The 17,005-nt window shown below is 70.0% G+C and carries 13 protein-coding genes; 7 read left to right on the forward strand and 6 right to left on the reverse strand.

All coding sequences use genetic code 11. The features are described 5' to 3' along the window. Positions 1-68 precede the first annotated feature (68 nt). Positions 69-1,946, reverse strand: a complete 1,878-nt coding sequence (gene ggt / locus RN729_RS01515; RefSeq protein WP_310781862.1) for a gamma-glutamyltransferase — start codon at positions 1,944-1,946, stop codon at positions 69-71. Between the two features lie 312 nt (positions 1,947-2,258). Here ggt and RN729_RS01520 point away from each other — a divergent pair, with 312 nt between their 5' ends. The 5 genes from RN729_RS01520 to RN729_RS01540 all read left to right on the forward strand — a co-directional run bounded on the left by RN729_RS01520 (position 2,259) and on the right by RN729_RS01540 (position 5,596). Next, entirely contained in the window at positions 2,259-2,516 is a 258-nt protein-coding gene (locus tag RN729_RS01520) for a DUF433 domain-containing protein (protein ID WP_310781863.1), read from the forward strand. Then, the gene (locus RN729_RS01525) at positions 2,513-2,887 is read left to right on the forward strand and encodes a DUF5615 family PIN-like protein (protein ID WP_310781864.1); all 375 of its coding nucleotides are present in this window, start codon (positions 2,513-2,515) and stop codon (positions 2,885-2,887) included. The genes RN729_RS01520 and RN729_RS01525 overlap by 4 nt, the downstream gene beginning before the upstream one ends. Beyond that, a complete protein-coding gene (locus RN729_RS01530; RefSeq protein ID WP_310781865.1) occupies positions 2,884-3,453 on the forward strand; it encodes a hypothetical protein in 570 nt (189 codons plus the stop codon). Before RN729_RS01525 ends, RN729_RS01530 begins: the two co-directional genes overlap by 4 nt. A 64-nt stretch (positions 3,454-3,517) precedes the next feature. After that, a complete protein-coding gene (locus RN729_RS01535) occupies positions 3,518-5,143 on the forward strand; it encodes a benzoate-CoA ligase family protein (protein WP_310781866.1) in 1,626 nt (541 codons plus the stop codon). Between the two features lie 48 nt (positions 5,144-5,191). Beyond that, entirely contained in the window at positions 5,192-5,596 is a 405-nt protein-coding gene (locus RN729_RS01540; protein WP_310781867.1) for a hypothetical protein, read from the forward strand. Positions 5,597-5,651: 55 nt separating this feature from the next. On the opposite strand, the gene RN729_RS01545 is transcribed toward RN729_RS01540, so the two are convergent. Further along, on the reverse strand, positions 5,652-6,500 hold the full coding sequence (locus tag RN729_RS01545) for an SAM-dependent methyltransferase (RefSeq protein WP_310781868.1): 849 nt from the start codon (positions 6,498-6,500) through the stop codon (positions 5,652-5,654). A gap of 223 nt (positions 6,501-6,723) precedes the next feature. On the opposite strand from RN729_RS01545, the gene RN729_RS01550 reads away from it, so the two are divergent. Continuing rightward, complete coding sequence (locus RN729_RS01550) at positions 6,724-7,491, forward strand: outer membrane beta-barrel protein (RefSeq protein WP_310781869.1); 768 nt, start codon at positions 6,724-6,726, stop codon at positions 7,489-7,491. A gap of 111 nt (positions 7,492-7,602) precedes the next feature. On the opposite strand, the gene RN729_RS01555 is transcribed toward RN729_RS01550, so the two are convergent. Further along, entirely contained in the window at positions 7,603-7,749 is a 147-nt protein-coding gene (locus RN729_RS01555) for a hypothetical protein (protein ID WP_310781870.1), read from the reverse strand. A 121-nt stretch (positions 7,750-7,870) separates the two neighbouring features. Here RN729_RS01555 and RN729_RS01560 point away from each other — a divergent pair, with 121 nt between their 5' ends. Continuing rightward, entirely contained in the window at positions 7,871-8,023 is a 153-nt protein-coding gene (locus RN729_RS01560; protein WP_310781871.1) for a hypothetical protein, read from the forward strand. A 29-nt stretch (positions 8,024-8,052) separates the two neighbouring features. On the opposite strand, the gene RN729_RS01565 is transcribed toward RN729_RS01560, so the two are convergent. From RN729_RS01565 to RN729_RS01575, 3 genes are all read right to left on the reverse strand, one after another. Then, complete coding sequence (locus RN729_RS01565) at positions 8,053-8,265, reverse strand: hypothetical protein (protein WP_310781872.1); 213 nt, start codon at positions 8,263-8,265, stop codon at positions 8,053-8,055. A gap of 119 nt (positions 8,266-8,384) precedes the next feature. Beyond that, positions 8,385-10,676 (reverse strand): Calx-beta domain-containing protein, encoded by a 2,292-nt coding sequence (locus RN729_RS01570; protein ID WP_310781873.1) that lies wholly within the window; start codon positions 10,674-10,676, stop codon positions 8,385-8,387. A 19-nt stretch (positions 10,677-10,695) separates the two neighbouring features. Next, positions 10,696-16,986: a SwmB domain-containing protein gene (locus RN729_RS01575; protein ID WP_310781874.1), complete on the reverse strand. Its 6,291-nt coding sequence runs from the start codon at positions 16,984-16,986 to the stop codon at positions 10,696-10,698. Positions 16,987-17,005: the final 19 nt, after the last annotated feature.

The following is a 17,005-nucleotide window of genomic DNA, read 5'->3' on the forward strand; positions in this document are numbered from 1 at the left end:
AACGGACGGCTCACGCCCCTGCAACAACTCGTCGGGCCAAGGGTCAACAACGTCCTTGGCATCTACACCTAGCGGCCGAGCGCCGTCCCGCCGCGACGGGGGTCCGACCAGGCGGTCCAGGATCCGTCCGGCATCGCCATGATCAGCTGCAGGTCGCCCGACATGCCGCCCGTGAAGTAGGCGTCGGGCGGGCCGGGGTCGCGCTCGCGCACGGTGTGTCCCAGCGCCTCCAGGGCGCTCGCCGTGGCCCCTCCCAGTCCTCCGTATTCGTGGAAGACGAGGTCCGGCAGGTGCTGGTGGTGGACGCGCGGAGCGTGGACCGCCTGCACGACGTTCATCCCGTGGTCGACGACGTTGAAGATGGACTGCAGCACCGTCGTGATGATCGTGGCGCCGCCGGGGGTCCCGGTGACGAGGAAGAGGTCGCCCTCCGCGTCTTCGACGATCGTGGGGCTCATCGCCGACAGCATGCGCTTGCCCGGACCGATCGCGTTCCGCTCGCCCTGCACGAGGCCGAACTGGTTCGGCGTCCCGGGTTTCGAGGCGAAGTCGTCCATCGTGTTGTTGAGGAAGAACCCCGCCCCCTCCACGACGACCTTGCCGCCGTACCACGAGTTGATGCTGGTCGTGACCGCGACCGCGTTCCCCTCCGCGTCGACGACCGCGTAGTGGGTCGTGTGGCTCTCGTCGAGGAAGGCGTCGATCCCGGGGTTGACCTCGGCGGACGGCGTCGCGCCCTCCGCGGAGATCGTCGCCGCGCGGCTGTCCGCGTAGGCCTCCGAGAGGAACTCGTCGACGGGAAGCTCGACGAAGTCCGGGTCCGCGAGGTACTCGTTGCGGTCGGCGTAGGCGCGCCGGAAGGATTCGGCCATCACGTGGATCGTCTCGGGGCTGTTCCAGCCCATGGCGCCCAGGTCCCAGCGTTCCAGGATGTTGGCGATCGCCGCCATGGTGAGGCCGCCCGAGGACGGCGGCGGCATCGAGTGCACCGTGTAGCCGCGGTAGTCGAAGGCGACCGGATCGCGCCACACCGTCTCGTAGCGGTCGAGGTCCTCCAGCGTGATGATGCCGCCGCCGCGCTCCATCTCCTCCACGATCAGGGCGGCGGTCTCCCCGCGGTAGAAGTCGTCGGGCCCCTCGTCGCGGAGGCGCGTGAGGACGGCGGCGAGATCCGGCTGCGAGAAGGTGCCGCCGATGCCGGGGACGGCGTCGCCGGGGAGAAAGATGCGCGCGCTGTGGGGGAAGGCGCGGATCCCCTCCTGCGCCGCATCGAGCGTGGACACGAGCCGCGTCGTGACCTCGAACCCGTGCGCGAGGTCGATGGAGGGCTGCACGATGTCGGCCCAGGGAAGGCTGCCGAAGCGCCGGTGCGCCTCCCACAGTCCGGAGACGGTCCCCGGCACGCCCGCCGCGAGGTGTCCCAGAACGGAGAGGTCCGTCACGTTCCCGTCCTCGTCGAGGTACATGTCCCGGGTGGCGGCGAGCGGCGCCTTCTCCCGGTGGTCCTGTGCGAAGACGGTGCCGTCGGCGAGGCGCACCATCATGAACCCGCCCCCGCCCAGGTTGCCGGCCTCCGGGTTCACGACGGCGAGCGCGAGTCCCGTGGCGACCGCCGCGTCCACCGCGTTGCCGCCGGCCGCGAGGATCTCCACGCCGACGCGCGACGCGAATTCGTCCGTCGAGGCGACCATCCCCTCCGTAGCCGTCACCGGCGCGTCGTCGGCCGCAAAGGGCCATCCGTCCGGGAAGGCGCCCCCCGCTTCGATGAACGCGCTCGCCCCACCGCTCGTGACGCCCGTTTCGGCACCATTCCCGACGTCGTCCGGCCGGCAGCCGCCGAGGAGCAACAGGACCGCAAGGCCCGCACCCAGCGAGAGCGGCGTCCGGCCGCGGCGGAACGTCGGCCAACGTGGCCGCGAGGGTTCGATTCGGTCTGCGTCGCGCATCTGAAATGACTCCCGGGATTGGAGTTCGGAGTTGGACATCGGGCGCCGGCCCTCGGCTCCCGCATCCGGCCGCCATTGTGCCCCTCGGCCCGACCGACCGGCAAGCGTCCCGCCGCGCGGCCATGGGCGGTAAGACACCGCTGTCGGCGGAGGGGCGCGCGTGACCCGTCGCCCTCGCCGACTGGGCTGCGAGGCCACAACGCCCACGAGGCGTTATGTTGATAACTTGCTTTTGCTGTACGCCCGAACTTGACATTGGTCGGTTGCGGCCAGCGAGATCGCACCCAGGACGAACGACTGCCGGAGGACCACATGGCGACGAACGCGGAAACCATGGCACGGATCACGGTCCGCCCGGACGTGTTCGGAGGCAAGCCCATCATTCGCGATCTCCGTATCGCCGTGGAGCATATCCTCGGCATGCTGGCGGCAGGTGACACGCCGGAGAGGATCCTCGAGGAATACCCGATGCTGGAACGGGATGACATCCAGGCGTGCCTGCTCTTCAGCCACCGGGCCCTCGCGGGCGACCACGTCCACGAACGGATACAGGTGCAGCCGAACGCTTGAAGTTCCTGCTCGACCTCTGCGCGGCGTCCCGAGCCCTTCAGGAGACGCTGACCGGCTTGGGGCACGACGTCCTGACTGCGTGGGAACTAGACCCTCGCGCCACCGATGAAGAACTGCTCGCGGTCGCGAACCACGATGGCCGAGTACTCGTCACGAAGGACAAGGACTTCGGTGAATTGGTCTTCGTCCTGCGCCGTCCGCATCCGTGCATCGTCCGTCTCGTTGACATGCGGGTCGCGGACACGGTCACCGCCATGCGGGAATTGATTGAACAGCATGCGGATGCGATGCAGCGCGGAGACTTGATCGTGGTCACTCCGACGCGCGTCCGCGTGCGTTCGGGTAGCCGGACGCGTGAAGGAGCCGAGTGATTGGCGACCGTGTCCAGGTGATGGGCAACAGTGGGTCGGGGAAGAGTACGCTTGCGGCGCGGCTGGCGGAGGCGCTGGATGCGCCGTTTGTCGAGTTGGACGCGCTCAACTGGCTGCCGGGCTGGGTCGGGCTGAACCAGACGGATCCGGACAGGTTCGAGCGCCGAATCCTGGAGGCGACCCGGGGAGAGCGCTGGGTCGCCGCAGGTTCGTACGAGAAGTTCTCCCGGCGGATCCTGTGGCCGCGCCTCGATACCCTCGTTTGGCTCGATCTGCCGCTGCCCCTGCTCGTGTCGCGCTTCCTCCGCCGTTCGTGGCGGCGCTCACGGTCCGGGGAACTGGTGTGGGGAACGAACCGGGAGCAGTTCCGGCGCCACCTCCTGGTCTGGCGGCACGATTCGCTGCTCGCCTGGATCATCACGCAGCACAGGCGCAAGCGACGAAACATGCTCGCGCGCATGTCGGACCCGCGCTGGGCGCACATCCGGTTCGTGCGCCTCACATCCCCCCGCGAGGTCGAAGCCTTCGCTGCAAGTGTGTTTTCCGTTTGGTCGGACCAAATGTAAAATACGATTATGGTTTGGCGTCCCATCTGGTTGGTCCCTCATTCGCCGTAGCGGATAGCCGCCTATGCGAATCGATCGTTCGGTCGTCCCCGCGCGTCTCCGGTATGGGGAGACGTTCAATGCGGCCTCCTGGTACATCGACCGACACGTGGCCGAGGGGCGGGGCGAGAAGGTCGCCATCGCGCAGGCCGGGAGGGCGGTCACGTACGCGGAACTGGCCGAGCGGGTTGCGCGGGCGGGGAACGCGCTCCTCGGGCTCGGGCTCGCGGCGGGCGACCGGGTGCTCATGGTCGTGAAGGACGGTCCCGAGTTCTTCTTTTTCTTCTGGGGGGCGATCAAGGCTGGGATCGTGCCCGTGCCCGTGAGCTACCTCATGCGGGCGCGGGATCTTGCGTTCATCATCGCCGACTCGGAGTGCCGGGCCGTCGTGTACTCGCCGGAGTTCGCGGCGGAGGTCGTGCCCGGGCTGGCGGCGGCGCGTACGGGAGCCCGCGGTCTCGCGCTCGAGGCGGAGGGCGGGGTGCTCGACGATCTGGCTGCGGCCGCTCCGGAGCTGGAGGCGGCGCCAGCCCGGCCGGAGGACATCGCGTTCTGGCTCTACTCTTCGGGCACCACGGGCCGTCCCAAGGGAGTGCCGCACCGCCACCGCGACATGCCCGCGACCTGCGAGCACTACGCGGTGGGCATCCTGGGGCTGGGCGAGGACGACCGTTGCTACTCCGCGGCGAAGCTCTTCTTCGCGTACGGTCTCGGGAACGCGATGACCTTCCCGCTGTGGGTGGGAGGCACCGCGATCCTCGACGAGCGGCGTCCGACCCCCGCGACGACGTTCGAGACGATCGAGACGCTGCGTCCGACGGCCTACTTCGGCGTGCCGACGCTGTACGCGGCCCAGTTGCAGGCGCTGGACCCGTCGCGAGCGGCGGCCAGCGCCCCGGCTCGCGGCACGCCGGCGGGGCAGGGGAGTCCCGATCTGGGGTCGCTCAGGCTGTGCGTGTCGGCCGGCGAGGCGCTGCCCCCGGAGCTCTTCCGCCGCTGGAAGGCCGCCACCGGTCTCGAGATTCTCGACGGGATCGGCTCCACCGAGGCGCTCCACATCTTCATCTCGAACGCGCCGGGCCACGTGAAGCCCGGGAGCACCGGCCGTGTCGTCCCAGGCTACGAGGCGCGGGTCATGAACGAGGATGGGACGGAGGCGGGTCCCGGCGAGGCGGGACAACTGGAAATCCGCGGCGACTCCACGACCTCCGGCTACTGGAACCGTCCGGAACTCGAGGGACGGACGATCGTCGACGGCTGGCTCCGCACGGGAGACCGGTACGTGCGCGACGCCGAGGGCTGGTTCCACTACCAGGGCCGCGGGGACGACATGATCAAGGTGGGCGGGATCTGGTGTTCTCCGTTCGACATCGAGGCCCGCCTCATGGAACATCCGTCGGTGCTGGAGGCGGCGGTCGTGGGCCGCGAGGACGACCACGGCCTCGTGAAGCCGGAGGCGCACGTCGTGCTGTCGGAGCCCCTCAGGGAGACGGCGGGCGCGCCGTCCGCCGCCGACACGCTGACGGCGGAACTCGTCGCGCATTGCCAGGAGGGTCTCCCGCGCTATATGTACCCGCGCTGGATCCGGTTCGTCGCCGAGCTCCCGAAGACGGCGACCGGAAAGATCCAGCGGTTCCGACTCCGGGTCTGAAGAAGCCCCCGCCCCTCGGGCGAGGGCGCCACCGTCGGAGGAAACGCCATGTTCGAACGTCGTCGTGTCGCGGTCGTCGCGGTGCTTGCGGGCGTTCTGCTCTGGAGCGGGTGTTCCATGCTTTTCATGCGAAGACCGCCCAAGGGCGAGGGACCGGTGGCGCTGGGCGATTGCACCCGCAGCCTCGCCGCGCCGATCATCGATAGCGTCGTCGGATTGGTCAACGTCGGAGTGGCGGCTGGGATCTGGGGAGATTCGCGCGGGGCGTTCGATTCTGATGAGGACTACGACGAGTACCGCTTCTACACTGGCCTCTCGTCGGGCGCGTACGCCGTCTCCGCGATCCACGGTTTCGTGTGGAGCGAAGATTGCCGGCGCCGCAACACGCTGAGCGAGCAGGCGATCCGCGACCATCTCCGCGTGCTGGCGGCGCAGCAGCGAAGCGACCGCTGAAGAGGACGCCGGTCTCGGCGCTGATCATCGCCCTGGCCGCCGCGCCGCTCGCGGGTCAGCCGCTCGTTCGCCGCTCCAGCACGCAGTAGCCGTAGAGCTTGAGCGTCTCGCGCCAGTCCTCCGGGTACTCCGCCACCATCTGACCCAGCCCGTACTCCTCCGCCAGCTCCGCGAACGTGCCCGACTCGGCCACCTCGAACGGCGTCTCCCGCTCGAACACCTTCAGGTCCGGGAAGCCCGTGGGAAACGAGGCGTTCATCGCCCGCTCCACCCCCTCGAGCCGCTTGCGGTCCTCGTCGGTGTCGAAGTCGCGGCGCTGCAGGTCCAGCGAGAAGTAATCGAAGGCGATGCGGAGCGACGACATCGCCCCCGCGAGCCGGTTCAGGAACGGCATGATGCTCTCCGGGGGCAGGTACATCGTGTTGCCCTCCCAGACCATCAGCGTCGGCGCCGCCGGGTCGAAGCCGAGGTCGGCCAGGTCGCCCGGAACATCCGCCTCCAGGTAGTTCGCGAAGAGCGACGGCGGCTGTTCGACCCCGTTGTTCGACAGGATATGGCGCTTGAACTCGAGGACCGCCTTCTGATCCACCTCGAAGAAGGCCGCGCCCGCGTTCCGGTAGTGATGCGCGCGCATGTCGAAGCCGCCCCCGAGCAGCACGACCTGGCGCGCCCCGTCCTCGATCCCGCGCTCCACGAACCGGTTGAAGTAGCGCGTGCGGAACCGGACCATCGTCGTCGAGGGCGGGAACGCCGCGTCGAGTTGCCGGGCGGCCGTGCGCGCCCGGTCGTTCGAGAACCACGGGGCGTAGGGATCGTTGAAGAGCGGATGCGGCTTTTCGGGCTCCAGGGCCCGGATCGACGCGATGACAAAAGCCGTCGCACCGATTTCGTTGATATCGATCATGGGTCGAAAGAACCTGGGATATGTGAGAGTGAAGGATGCGGTCAAGGCGAACATCGCTGCCTGAAATATAGTACGAGGGGAGGAAGATGCCTCCACAGCGCTCCCGCGGCTCTCCCGCGAAGTTGATGAATGGACGCCAACCGCGGAGAATGGGGGTTGTGAGAGCCGCCGCCCCGCTCCGCGGCCGGCCGCCCGCGTACGCATTCGCATGGAGGGAGACGCCATGTCCGCAGGACGAAATTCCGCGCAAGCCGCCATCCACGCCGTGGCCCTGGTCCTCGCGCTGGCCGCCGCGCCGCTCGCCGCGCAGACGACCATCGGCGTGCGGGCCGGAATCGGTCCCGCGAGCCTGTCCGGGGCCGACCTGGAGACCCGGGGCGCCGCCGCGTTCGATGAACCCCGAGACGGGATCGTGGCGGGGGTCGACGCGGGGATCCCGCTGAGCGGCGGACTCGGCGTGCGCATCGGCCTGGGGCTGGCCCAGAAGGGCGGCGCCGTGAAGGTGCCGTCGTCGATCAGGGCGAGCCGGCTGCTCAACGAGTCGACGGCCGAGATCGACTACCTGCAGTTCTCCGCGCTCTTTCGCGCGGGCACCGCCGCCGAAGAGGGGCGTCTCAACTTCGGCTTCCTCGCCGGGCCCTACGTCGCCTTCAACCTCTCGTGCCAGGTGGTGGTGACGTCGGTCGACCCCGGACCCATCCGTCCCGAGGTCCCTCCGGGCATTCCCAACCGCGTGGGGCGGACCGGGGGTGCGGGGCGGACGGCGAGCGCGCAGGACACCGCGGTGGCCTGCGGGGAGGGCGGCGTGAGCGAGGTCAAGTCAACCGACTTCGGACTCGCCCTCGGCGGCGGGTTCCAGGTGAGACTGACCGCTTCGCTCGATCTGGCGTTCGACGTGATCTACGCCCGGGGTCTCTCCGAAATCGACGATGAGGGGAAGAAGACCGGCCACGTCGTCCTTCAGGGCGGCCTCGTGTTCGCCATCGGCTGAGCCCGCGGGGGGGGAGATGGAGAGGGTTGCAGCAGGTGGCCGGAGACGAAGAGGAGTGTCGACGTTCTGCCTGGCGCTCGGATGCGTGCCTATGCTCGCGGTTCCGGCTTGTCAGGAGTCGGACACCCGGAACCGGTGCGGTTGGACCGGGGGTGGCGAGGTGTTCGCCTCGTCGTGCCCCCCGCCGTCATACCTGCGGCTGATCAGCGGCACCGTGACGGACATGTCCGGGAGGCCGGTGTCGGGCACGAGAGTCAACGTGATCTCTCAATCGTTGCGCCCCGCAGGCTGCGTGTGGCATGGGCCGGTAAGGGCCCTCGTCACGTCCCCGGCTGGAGGGTACTCCGAGAGACTGGGCAGTACCGGGCCCGTCGGCTGCGTGAGAGTGCGTGTCCGGCCGGCGGAGGAGTTGGGGCTGGCGGAGGTCCTGCTGGATACGACGGGAGTGACCTACTACGACAGCAGGGATCCCACCATCGCCACCGATACGCTGATCATAAACGTGGCGCTGCCGTCCGCACCGAGTTCGTGACGGCGCGAGCGACCGAAGGTGTCAAGCGTTCAGGCGTCGGGGCCGTCTTCCAACAGGCTTCCGAGAAGCCAGAGGGAAGTGAAGCAGAGGATGACGCCGATGAGAGCCGCGTAGCGTCCCCAGCCCGGGCCGTACCAGGCCAGCGCTCCACCCAGCAGCGCCCCCGCGACGCTGCCGCCGAACGCGATCCGGTACCATCTCGGCCAATACTTCGGCTGAAACCTGTGCGACCAGTTGCTCATCGCGTCACGTCCTCCGTGGGTTCGGGAGGATCAGATCCGTCAGACCCTACGCTCGGTCCCGGCGGTTGGATTCCGCAAGCCAGGCGCGCATGTCGGGGGGGCCATCTTCACCGGGGTCGTCAGTTCGGCGCGGCCACGGCCCGGTACGCGCGCGAATCCCGAAGGCCGTAGTCCTCGCCCGTGACCTGCAGGACGCGGACGCGGTACAGGCCGGGCCGGCCGCGGTCCGGCACCCGGAACCGGAGGAGCGGCCCGGAATCGAGGTCGCCCGCCACCACGATCCGGTGCCGCCCGGATGCTGCGGAGTGGTAGAGTTCGAGACCGGGAGGCGCCTCGACGGCTTCGATGCCGGGGCCCTCCAGCTCCAACAGAACGCCGATGGCGCGACCGGCCGCCGGTGCCGTCCACTCGACGGTCAGGAACCCCGGGCCCTGCGGGACGGTCGCAGGGGCTGGCAGCGGGTCCGGCTCGCGCCCGGCTTCGGGCGGTCCAGCGAGATCGCCCGTGCACGACCAGACCGTGATCGCCGCGACCAGCACGGCGAGTGCGTGCCCGGCCCTTGGCGTCCGGCGATGCCCGGAGGTGCCGCGTCTCCGCCGCCTGGCGGCTCCGAACAGGAGGAGGCCCGAGGCCGCGGCGCCGGGATCCCTGGGCGTGGTTCCGCAGTCCGCCTCGCCCCTTCGGCAGCGATCTCTCCATGAGAGCGCGTCGCCGAGGTCGTAGCGGCCGTTCCGGTTGCCCAGGCGGTCCAGGGCGTCGAGCTGGGCCTCGCTGAGCTGCTCCCCCTCGCCGACCAGCGCGGCGGCGGCCCGGTCCGGCGTCACCCCGTCCAGCAGCGCCAGCGCGCCGTCCTCCGCGTCTGCGCCCGCCATGTCGCCCGACGCGGACGCCGGGAGGACGGTGTCCGACACCGCCTCGGAGAGCATGCGGCCGTCCGCGGTGCAGATGGCGCCGGTCGCGTTGCAGTCGGTGGTCTCCGGCAGCGTGATCGTCACCGTGTCGTTCGCCGATGCCGGCTCGATCGTGATGGTCCACGCCTTGTTGCTGCTGCTGCCCCGCGGCCGGCGCTGCGCCCTCTTCACGCCGCCGCCCGTGACGGCGAACGCCGCCGAGTCCCTCAGTGTCTTGTAGCTGAGCGGGAAGTCCTCGCTGAACGTCAGCACGAAGGTGAACTCCGCGCCCGTGTGGGTGGCCGGCATGTCGCTGAAGGTGGCCGTCAGCGCATCGTCGTCGATGATCGTGCCCGTAGCCGTCGCGTCGCCCAGCGTCGCATTGGTCGGGCTCGACAGCGTCAGCGTGAACGTCTCGTCCTCTTCGACCATCGTGTCCTCCGTCGTCGCAACGGCCACCGGCTTCTCTGTCTGGTTGGCGGTGAACGTCAGCGTGCCCGATTGCGGGGTGAAGTCGGTTCCGCTCGTCGCCGTGCCGCCCGACGTGGCGTAGGCGACCGTCACCGTCCGGCTGGTCGCTTCCGACAGCGACACCGTGAACCCGATCCAGCGGCCCTCGGTCGCGCTCGCGTCCGACACGCTGGCCGACGGAACGACCGTGGAGGGCGTGACCGCGCCGGTCAGCGAGTGCGACAGCGGCCGCAGGTCCGCGGTGCAGATGGCGCCGGCCGCCGAGCAGTCGGTCGTCTCCGGCAGCGTGATCGCCACCGTATCGCTCGCCGAGGTCGGGGCGACCGTGATCTTCCATACCTTGTAGCCGCCCAGCGTGCGCTTCGCCTTCTTCACGGTGCCGCCCGTGACGTCGAACGCATCGATCAGCGTGGCGGAGCCGAGGTTCTCGACCTCCTCGCTGAACGTCAGCCGGAAGGTGAACTCGGCGCCCGTGTGGGCGTCCGGCATGCCGCTGAAGCTGGCGGTGAGGGGCGGCGGCGCGTCGTCGATCAGCTTGACGTCGACCGTGTCGCCGTCGGACCACGACAAGCCGGGATCCTGCCACGCATAGTAGTTGACCTGATGCGACGGCCGGCTGGCCAGCGGGAACCGCGTTCCGTCCAACACCAGCACGAGCCGGTCTTCGGACGCGGCGGGGAAGACGCCGGGTCTGACTCGAAAGGAAAGGGCGGGCCGGCTCACGTATTCGCCCACTGTAAACTGCCGGATAGGTAGCTTAACAACGGAGTAGTCCGCGTTGCCGTGTGAGAACGTCGTGGACGAGAGGCTGCCCAGGGCGCCTTCGTAGAACCCCTGCTCGTTGACGGTTATTGCTCCTGACGTCCAGGTCGTGTCTCCCACGATCATCGTGGCCGACCAGATCGTGTTCGCGTCGTCGGCGTCGGTCTGCGCGAAGGCCGTCGCGCGGCCGCCGAACAGTGCGGCGCAGGCCGCCAGAATGACGGTGAGCGCACCGTGCCCGGGTCCCGAGAGGCGGGCCCTGCGTTGGATCGGTTGCGATGTATTCATTTCAGCTTCTCGTCCCGTGTCAGGAGGTGGGTCCGTGGGCGGCCACGGCCCGGTACTCGCCCGGGTCTCCGAGCGCGTAGTCCTCGCCGGTGACCTGCAGCACGCGGATCCGGTACAGGGAGAGCCGACCGCGGTCCGGGACCCGGAACCGGACGAGCGGACCGTCTTCGAGCGGACCCGCCACGACGATCCGGTGCCGGCCGGCGGGCGCCGAGGCTGCGGAGTGGTAGAGTTCGAGACCGGCGGCAGGCTCGACGGCTTCGATGCCGGGACCTTCGAGCTCCAGCAGAACGCCGATGGCGCGCCCCGCCGCAGGCGCCGTCCACTCGACGGCCAGGAACCCCGGGCCTTGCGGGGCGGTTGCGGGCCTGGGCAGCCCGGCAGGCGGAGAGTCCGGCTCCCGTCCGGCTTCGGGCGGTCCCGCGAGATCGCCCGTGCACGACCAGGCCGTGGCCGCGAGCAGCAGGGCGAGCATCGTTCCGGCCCTGCGGCCTCGCCGTCTCGCGCGCCCGGATCTCCGCCGCCGTCCGGCCGCGGCGGCGCCGAACAGGAAGAATGCCGAAGACGCGGCATCGGGACCCTTGGGCGTGCTTCCGCACTTAGCTTCGCCGTTGCGGCAGCGCTCGGTCCAGGCGAGCAGGTCGCCGAGGTCGTAGCGGCCGTTGTTGTTGCCCAGGCGGTCGAGGGCGTCGAGCTGCGCGCCCGACAGCTCCCGCTCGCCGAACAGCGCCTCGGACGCCTGTTCGGGCGTCACGCCGTCCAGCAGCGCAAGCAGGGCGTCCCGCTCCGCCGCCTCCCGCTCCGCCCCGTCGGTCCCGGCCTCGCCGGCGGCGTCGCCCGAGGACTGCGCGACCGTGATCGTGACGGTGGGGGTCGCCATCCCGGGCGAGCCGTAGTTGACCGGCTTGTGCCTGATCGTCGCCTTCGAGACGTTCACGTTCTGCGCCACGGTCACGTTCACCTCCTTGTACCGGAACCAGTCCGTTCTGCCGTAAGACACCGAGGAGGTCGATACCGAGACGCGCGTGCTGCTCGACTCCAGCTCGACCGCCGCGCCCGCCGGGGGGTGGTGGTTGAGGCGCATGCGGTAGGTGCCCGATCCGCCGGGCGCGATCGTGAGCGCCGTCTTCGAGACCACGACCCCGTGCACGTAGACCGGGTTGCCGTTCAGCCGGAGCCGCCTGAGGTTGGCCAGCTCGTTGATCTCCGCGTACGGGAAGCTCGCCAGCTCGTTGTCGCTCAGGTCCAGTTCTTCGAGCGCCGCCAGCCGGTCGAAGACGCGGGCGCGCAGCGAGCGCAGGCCGTTGTCGCCGATTTCGAGTTCCTCGAGCTTCGCCAGCCCGTCGAACACGCCGGCGGGCAGCGACGTGAGCCGGTTCCCGTCCAGGTTGAGCCACCTCAGCGCGGCCAGGTCGTCGAAGATCCCCGCCGGCAGCGAGGAGATGCGGTTCCCGCTCAGGTCGACCTCGGGCACCGCCGTCAGGCCGTCGAAGTCGCCCGCCTTCAGCGACGCGATGTCCAGGTAGTTCACGTACAGCCCCTCGGTGATGGATGCCAGGTCATCCGCCGTCACGCCTCCGCAGCCGGTCGCGCCGTGCAGCCGGACCAGGATGAAGTCCCGCACCTGGGGCGTACGGCCGCAGATGCCGCCCGACGGCGTCGAGCGCACCTCGCGGGTGGACGCGCCCGGGCCCACGGCGTTCACGGCCCGCACCGCGAAACGGTACTCGCGGTCGTTCACGAGCCCCGTGACCGTGTAGGCCTCCTCGTTCGCGCCGCCCTCGCCGCTGCTCGGGATGTTCCTCCAGCTTCCGCCGTCCAGCCGCACCTCGTGGCGGATCACGGGCGAGCCGCCGTTGTACGGATCGGATCCGGCCTGGCCGTCCGGCGCGATCCAGCTCAGCGCCACCTCGCGGCTCCCCGGCACCGCAAGCAGACTCCACGGCGCGTCCGGCACCGTCGCCGTCACCGTGCCGTCCACGATGGTGATCGTGACGCTCCCGATCGCGGACGTGCCGTGGTGGGCGGCGATCGTGATCGTCTCGTCGTCCTCGGACTCCGAGTCCTCCAGCGCGGCGAGCGTGACCGCCCCGCCGGTCGAGCGCGCCCCGATCGTGATGTCCGGCTCCGACAGCGCGTAGTCGGCGCCGGCGGTCGCCGTCCCGCCCAGCGTCAGCGTGACCGTCTGGTCGGTCTCGAAGGTCACGCCGTTGGTGTAGACCCACAGGGTCGTCTCCTCGCCCTCGTGCAGCCGCGCCGCGGCCGTCTTGAACTCGAGGTCGATGTCGTCGTCGGTCACCCGCACCGACACGCTCTGTGCGGTGACCGGCCCGTAGTCGCCCCCGCTCACCGCGTGGCTCACCGTCGCCTCGTCGCCGTCCTCGTCGTCGTCCTGTGCGGCGCTCACCGTCACCTCCTGCGGCTCGCTCCAGTTGCCGGTCCCGAACACGAGCGACGGCGGAGACGCCGTCACGTCGGGGTCGCCGCTCACCGACACGAGGATCGTCACCGCGGCCGTGGGCCGGGATGCGAGCACGACCGTGTAGGTGCCGCTGTCGCCCTCGCCGATCGAGAGCACCGTCTCCGAGACCCGCACCCCGCGCGTGTCGTCGTCGGCGATCGTCACCGTCGCCCCGGTCACGGTGAGTCCCGACACCGTGCCCGTGACCGTGACCGTCTCGTCGTCCTCGTCCACGCGGTCGTCCACGGGCGTCAGCGACAGCGTCGCGGTGCCGGTGGTCTCGCCCGCATCGATCGTCAGCGCCGCCGTGCCCGCCGTGAAGTCCGACGCCGACGCCGTGCCCGCGCTCACCGACAGCGACACCGTCGTGTTCGCCGCGAGCGCGGCGCCGTTCAGCGTTCCGGTGACCCTCAGCGCCGTCTGCCCCGCCCACTCGCCCACCCGCTCGGGCGTCACCGACAGCGTCACGCCCGTCGACGGCGTGTCGTCGTCGTTGACGTAGACCGGGACGGAGGCAGCCGTGACGCCGTGGGCGCCGTAGTCGCCGCCGCTCACCGCGTGGCTCACCATCGCCGTGTCGCGGGCCGCGTCCGCGTCCTGGGCCGCCCGCACCGTCACCGTGCGCGGCGCGCTCCAGTTGCCGGCCGTGAACTGCAGCGACGGCGGGGACACCGTCACGTCCGGATCGCCCGCCACCGAGACGCCCACCGTCACCGGCGCCGTCGGCTGCGACTCGAGCACGACCGTGTAGGCGCCGGTCCCGCCCTCGCCGAACTCGACTTCCGTCTCCGACACCCGCACCCCGCGCGTGTCGTCGTCGGTGATCGTCACCGCCGCGCCCGTCACGGTCAGGCCGGACACCGTGCCCTCCACCATGACCGTCTCGTCGTCCTCGTCCACGCGGTCGGCCACCGGCGTCAGCGAGAGCGTCGCCGTGCCGGTCGTCTGGCCCGCCTCGATGGTCAGCGTCGCGGTGCCCGCCGCGAAGTCATCCGCCCCCGCCGTCTCCGGGCTCACCGACAGGGCCACCGTCCTGTCCTCCCCGAACGCCCCGCCGTTCAGCGTCCCGGTGACGGTCAGCTCCGTCCGGCCTTGACCCTCGCCCACCTCGTCCGGCTCCACCGAGAGCGTCACGCCCGTCGCCGGCATCTCGTGCCGCGTCACGACCGCCGTGTAGGTCTTCTGCGTCACCCCGTCCTCGGCCGTCACCCTCACCTTGACCGTGTCGGGGGTGCCCACCTCGAGCGCGACCTGGAGGCCCGGTGTGTTGCCGTCGGCGTCCGCGAGCGCCTGGCCGCCGCCGTCCAGGTAGTCGACCGTCGCCGAGGTGTCGGCGGTCGTCGCGCTCACCGTGGTCATGGCCACCGTGTGGGGCGCCGACCCCGTGTAGTTCAGCGAGTCCGCGTGGAACGAGGGCGTCAGCGTCACCCCGCTCAGGCTCAGCGCGCTCAGCGTCGCGTCCGTCGACGGGACGAGGTTGACCACCGTCTGCGCGCCGAACGACGCCGCGTCGTTGCCCGCGAGGTCCTGCACCGCGTTTTCGTCGTCGTCCGCGGTCGGATCGGCGTAGGCCACCGTCACTGCCTGGCCGGACCGTATCGCGCTCGCGAGGGTCAGTGTCACCATCGCATCGTTCAGCGAGGCCGCTTCGACATCGTTGTTCGTTCCGTCGGCTACGACCGTGAATCCGCTTCCGGTCTTCGACAGCGGCTCGCTGAAGGTGAGGAAGACCTCCCATCCGTCGCTCGAGGTCCGCGGCTCGTTCGGTGACGTTGTCACCAGCGTCGGCCGCACGCCGTCCACCTTGTGGGCGGCGTCGTCCGCCACGGCGGCGTACGTGAGGACGGCGGCCTTGGTCGTGCCCGTCGCGTTGATCTGGCCGTCGCCCACCAGCTTCAGCGGGTTCGCGGGCAGGCTGACGCCGTTCGGGTCGGTATTGCCCTCGGCCACCGTGTAGGTGCAGGCCACCGCGGTCACGCCGTCGGTCGTCGCGCAGCCCGCCTGCTTGGGCGGTCCCTCCATCTGCAGCTCCACGTACGGCGTGCCGTCCACGTCCACTGCCGCGCTGAACGTCACCGTCACGGCGATCGCATCGCCGATCGCGTAGGTCGAGTCGATGCCCGCATCCGACGTCAGCGCGACCGAGATGATGGACGGCGCCACCGTCACCGTCTGCGGATCGAACCCCGCCGCGTCGTTGCCCGCGAGGTCCTGCACGACCGCAGCGTCGTCACCCGTGGACAGGTCGGCGTAGGCCACCGTCACCGGCTGGCCGGCCGTCACGGCCGTTTCGAGCGTCAGCGTCACCGTGGTCCCCGAGACCGACGGCGCGCCGTCCAGCGTGGCCGCCGAGGTGCCGGCCATCACCGTGAAGCGCCCGGCAGCGGGCGTGTTGCCGGAAGTCGCCAGGAGCGTCTCGCTGAAGACGAGCACGATCTGCGTGCCGTCCGCCGAGGTGGCGGCGCTCACGAACGTCGGGCGCACGGCGTCCACCCGAAGGTCCACGTCGATGTCGACCACGCCCGCCGCGTAGGCCGTGTCGGCGTTCAGCTCGTTCGGGCCCGTGAGCACCCCGCCGTTCAGCGTCAGCTTGTTCGCGGCGACGCCGATCTCCCCCTCGATCCCCTCGGCGACCACATGCCGGCAGGTGAGTTGCGTCCCCGTCGCGGCGGCGCAGGTCGCCGTCCTCGTCGAATCGCCGACCGTCAGCTCCAACTGCGGCGTGCCGCCGGTCGTGTCCAGCGTCACGGCCTTCGTGAACGTCACCGCCAGATCGATCGTGTCGCCGATCGCGTAGAGGTCGTCGCTCGGGGCGTCGACGACCGATATCGAGGTGATCGACGGCGGGGGAATGGCGATGAGCTTCGCCGCGACTATCTGGCCATCGGTCCAGGTGAGGCCGTGGTTGTCCCAAGAGTAGTTGTTACTGGCGCGTGGGGCCTCATCGAGCCTGAACTCCGTACCGTCCAGAGCCAATATCAGCAGATCGTCGGGGGCGACGGGAAACAGGGGTTCGATGAACAGATTCAAATCGTTGGTAGTAACCTCACCGATGCTGCTCTTAATCAGTTGGATGCCCGTAATCGTGTGGTTCGTACCCTTATACTCGAGCTCGGCAGACCCGGAGAGGCTGCCGAAACCGTCAGGTGTTGAGGAGTCCGGGGTGCCGTATCCATCGAGCACCAGCAAACCGGGCAAGACCTCCTCGATCTCCACGGTCATGTCGGCGGCCCAGATGGTGTCGCCCCGCGCGGGGTAGATCGCGGGTACGGTGCTGTTGTTCGTCACCGTCTCGGCGTCGAACGTCGCCGCGTCGTTGCCGGCTACGTCTTGGACTGCGTCCGCGTCGTCGTCCTCGCTCGGATCGGTGTAGGCCACCGTCACCGCCTGGCCCGTCCCGACCGCGCTCCTCAAGGTCAGGGTCACTGACCTGCCGCTTGCCGAGGCCGAGTAGACACCGTGGGGTACCCCGGCCACCGTGTCTGCGAATGCGGACGCGGGCACCGCACCCGCGGCCAAGGTCTCGCTGAACGTGAGCACGATCTGCGTGCCGTCCGTCGAGGTGGCCGCGCTCACGAACGTCGGAGCGCTCAGGTCGACGGCGAGCGTGCGCGTCACGTCGGCCGGTGTACCGAAGCCCGTCTTCGAGGCCGACACCGTCACGCTCACGCTCGTGCCCGTGATGTAGGACGCGTCCGCCGGCACGCTCACCGACCAGGTCCCGTCCGCGTCCGAGGTCGCCGTGAGCGCCGAGCCCGTGCCGATCGTCACGCTCACCGTCGCCCCGCTCTCGGTGCCCGTGTTGCCGGTGAGCTCGAACCCCGCCGCCTTCTCCGCGATGTTGACCACGTCGTCGCCCGCGATCGGA

The organism is Candidatus Palauibacter polyketidifaciens (assembly GCF_947581785.1).
Taxonomy (GTDB): domain Bacteria; phylum Gemmatimonadota; class Gemmatimonadetes; order Palauibacterales; family Palauibacteraceae; genus Palauibacter; species Palauibacter polyketidifaciens.

Coding starts and splice junctions, on each gene's coding strand:
- RN729_RS01550 (WP_310781869.1), top strand. CDS start 6,724: ATGTCCGCAGGACGAAATTCCGCGCAAGCCGCCATCCACGCCGTGGCC.
- RN729_RS01570 (WP_310781873.1), bottom strand. CDS start 10,676: ATGAATACATCGCAACCGATCCAACGCAGGGCCCGCCTCTCGGGACCC.
- RN729_RS01535 (WP_310781866.1), top strand. CDS start 3,518: ATGCGAATCGATCGTTCGGTCGTCCCCGCGCGTCTCCGGTATGGGGAG.
- ggt (WP_310781862.1), bottom strand. CDS start 1,946: ATGCGCGACGCAGACCGAATCGAACCCTCGCGGCCACGTTGGCCGACG.
- RN729_RS01565 (WP_310781872.1), bottom strand. CDS start 8,265: ATGAGCAACTGGTCGCACAGGTTTCAGCCGAAGTATTGGCCGAGATGG.
- RN729_RS01520 (WP_310781863.1), top strand. CDS start 2,259: ATGGCGACGAACGCGGAAACCATGGCACGGATCACGGTCCGCCCGGAC.
- RN729_RS01545 (WP_310781868.1), bottom strand. CDS start 6,500: ATGATCGATATCAACGAAATCGGTGCGACGGCTTTTGTCATCGCGTCG.
- RN729_RS01540 (WP_310781867.1), top strand. CDS start 5,192: ATGTTCGAACGTCGTCGTGTCGCGGTCGTCGCGGTGCTTGCGGGCGTT.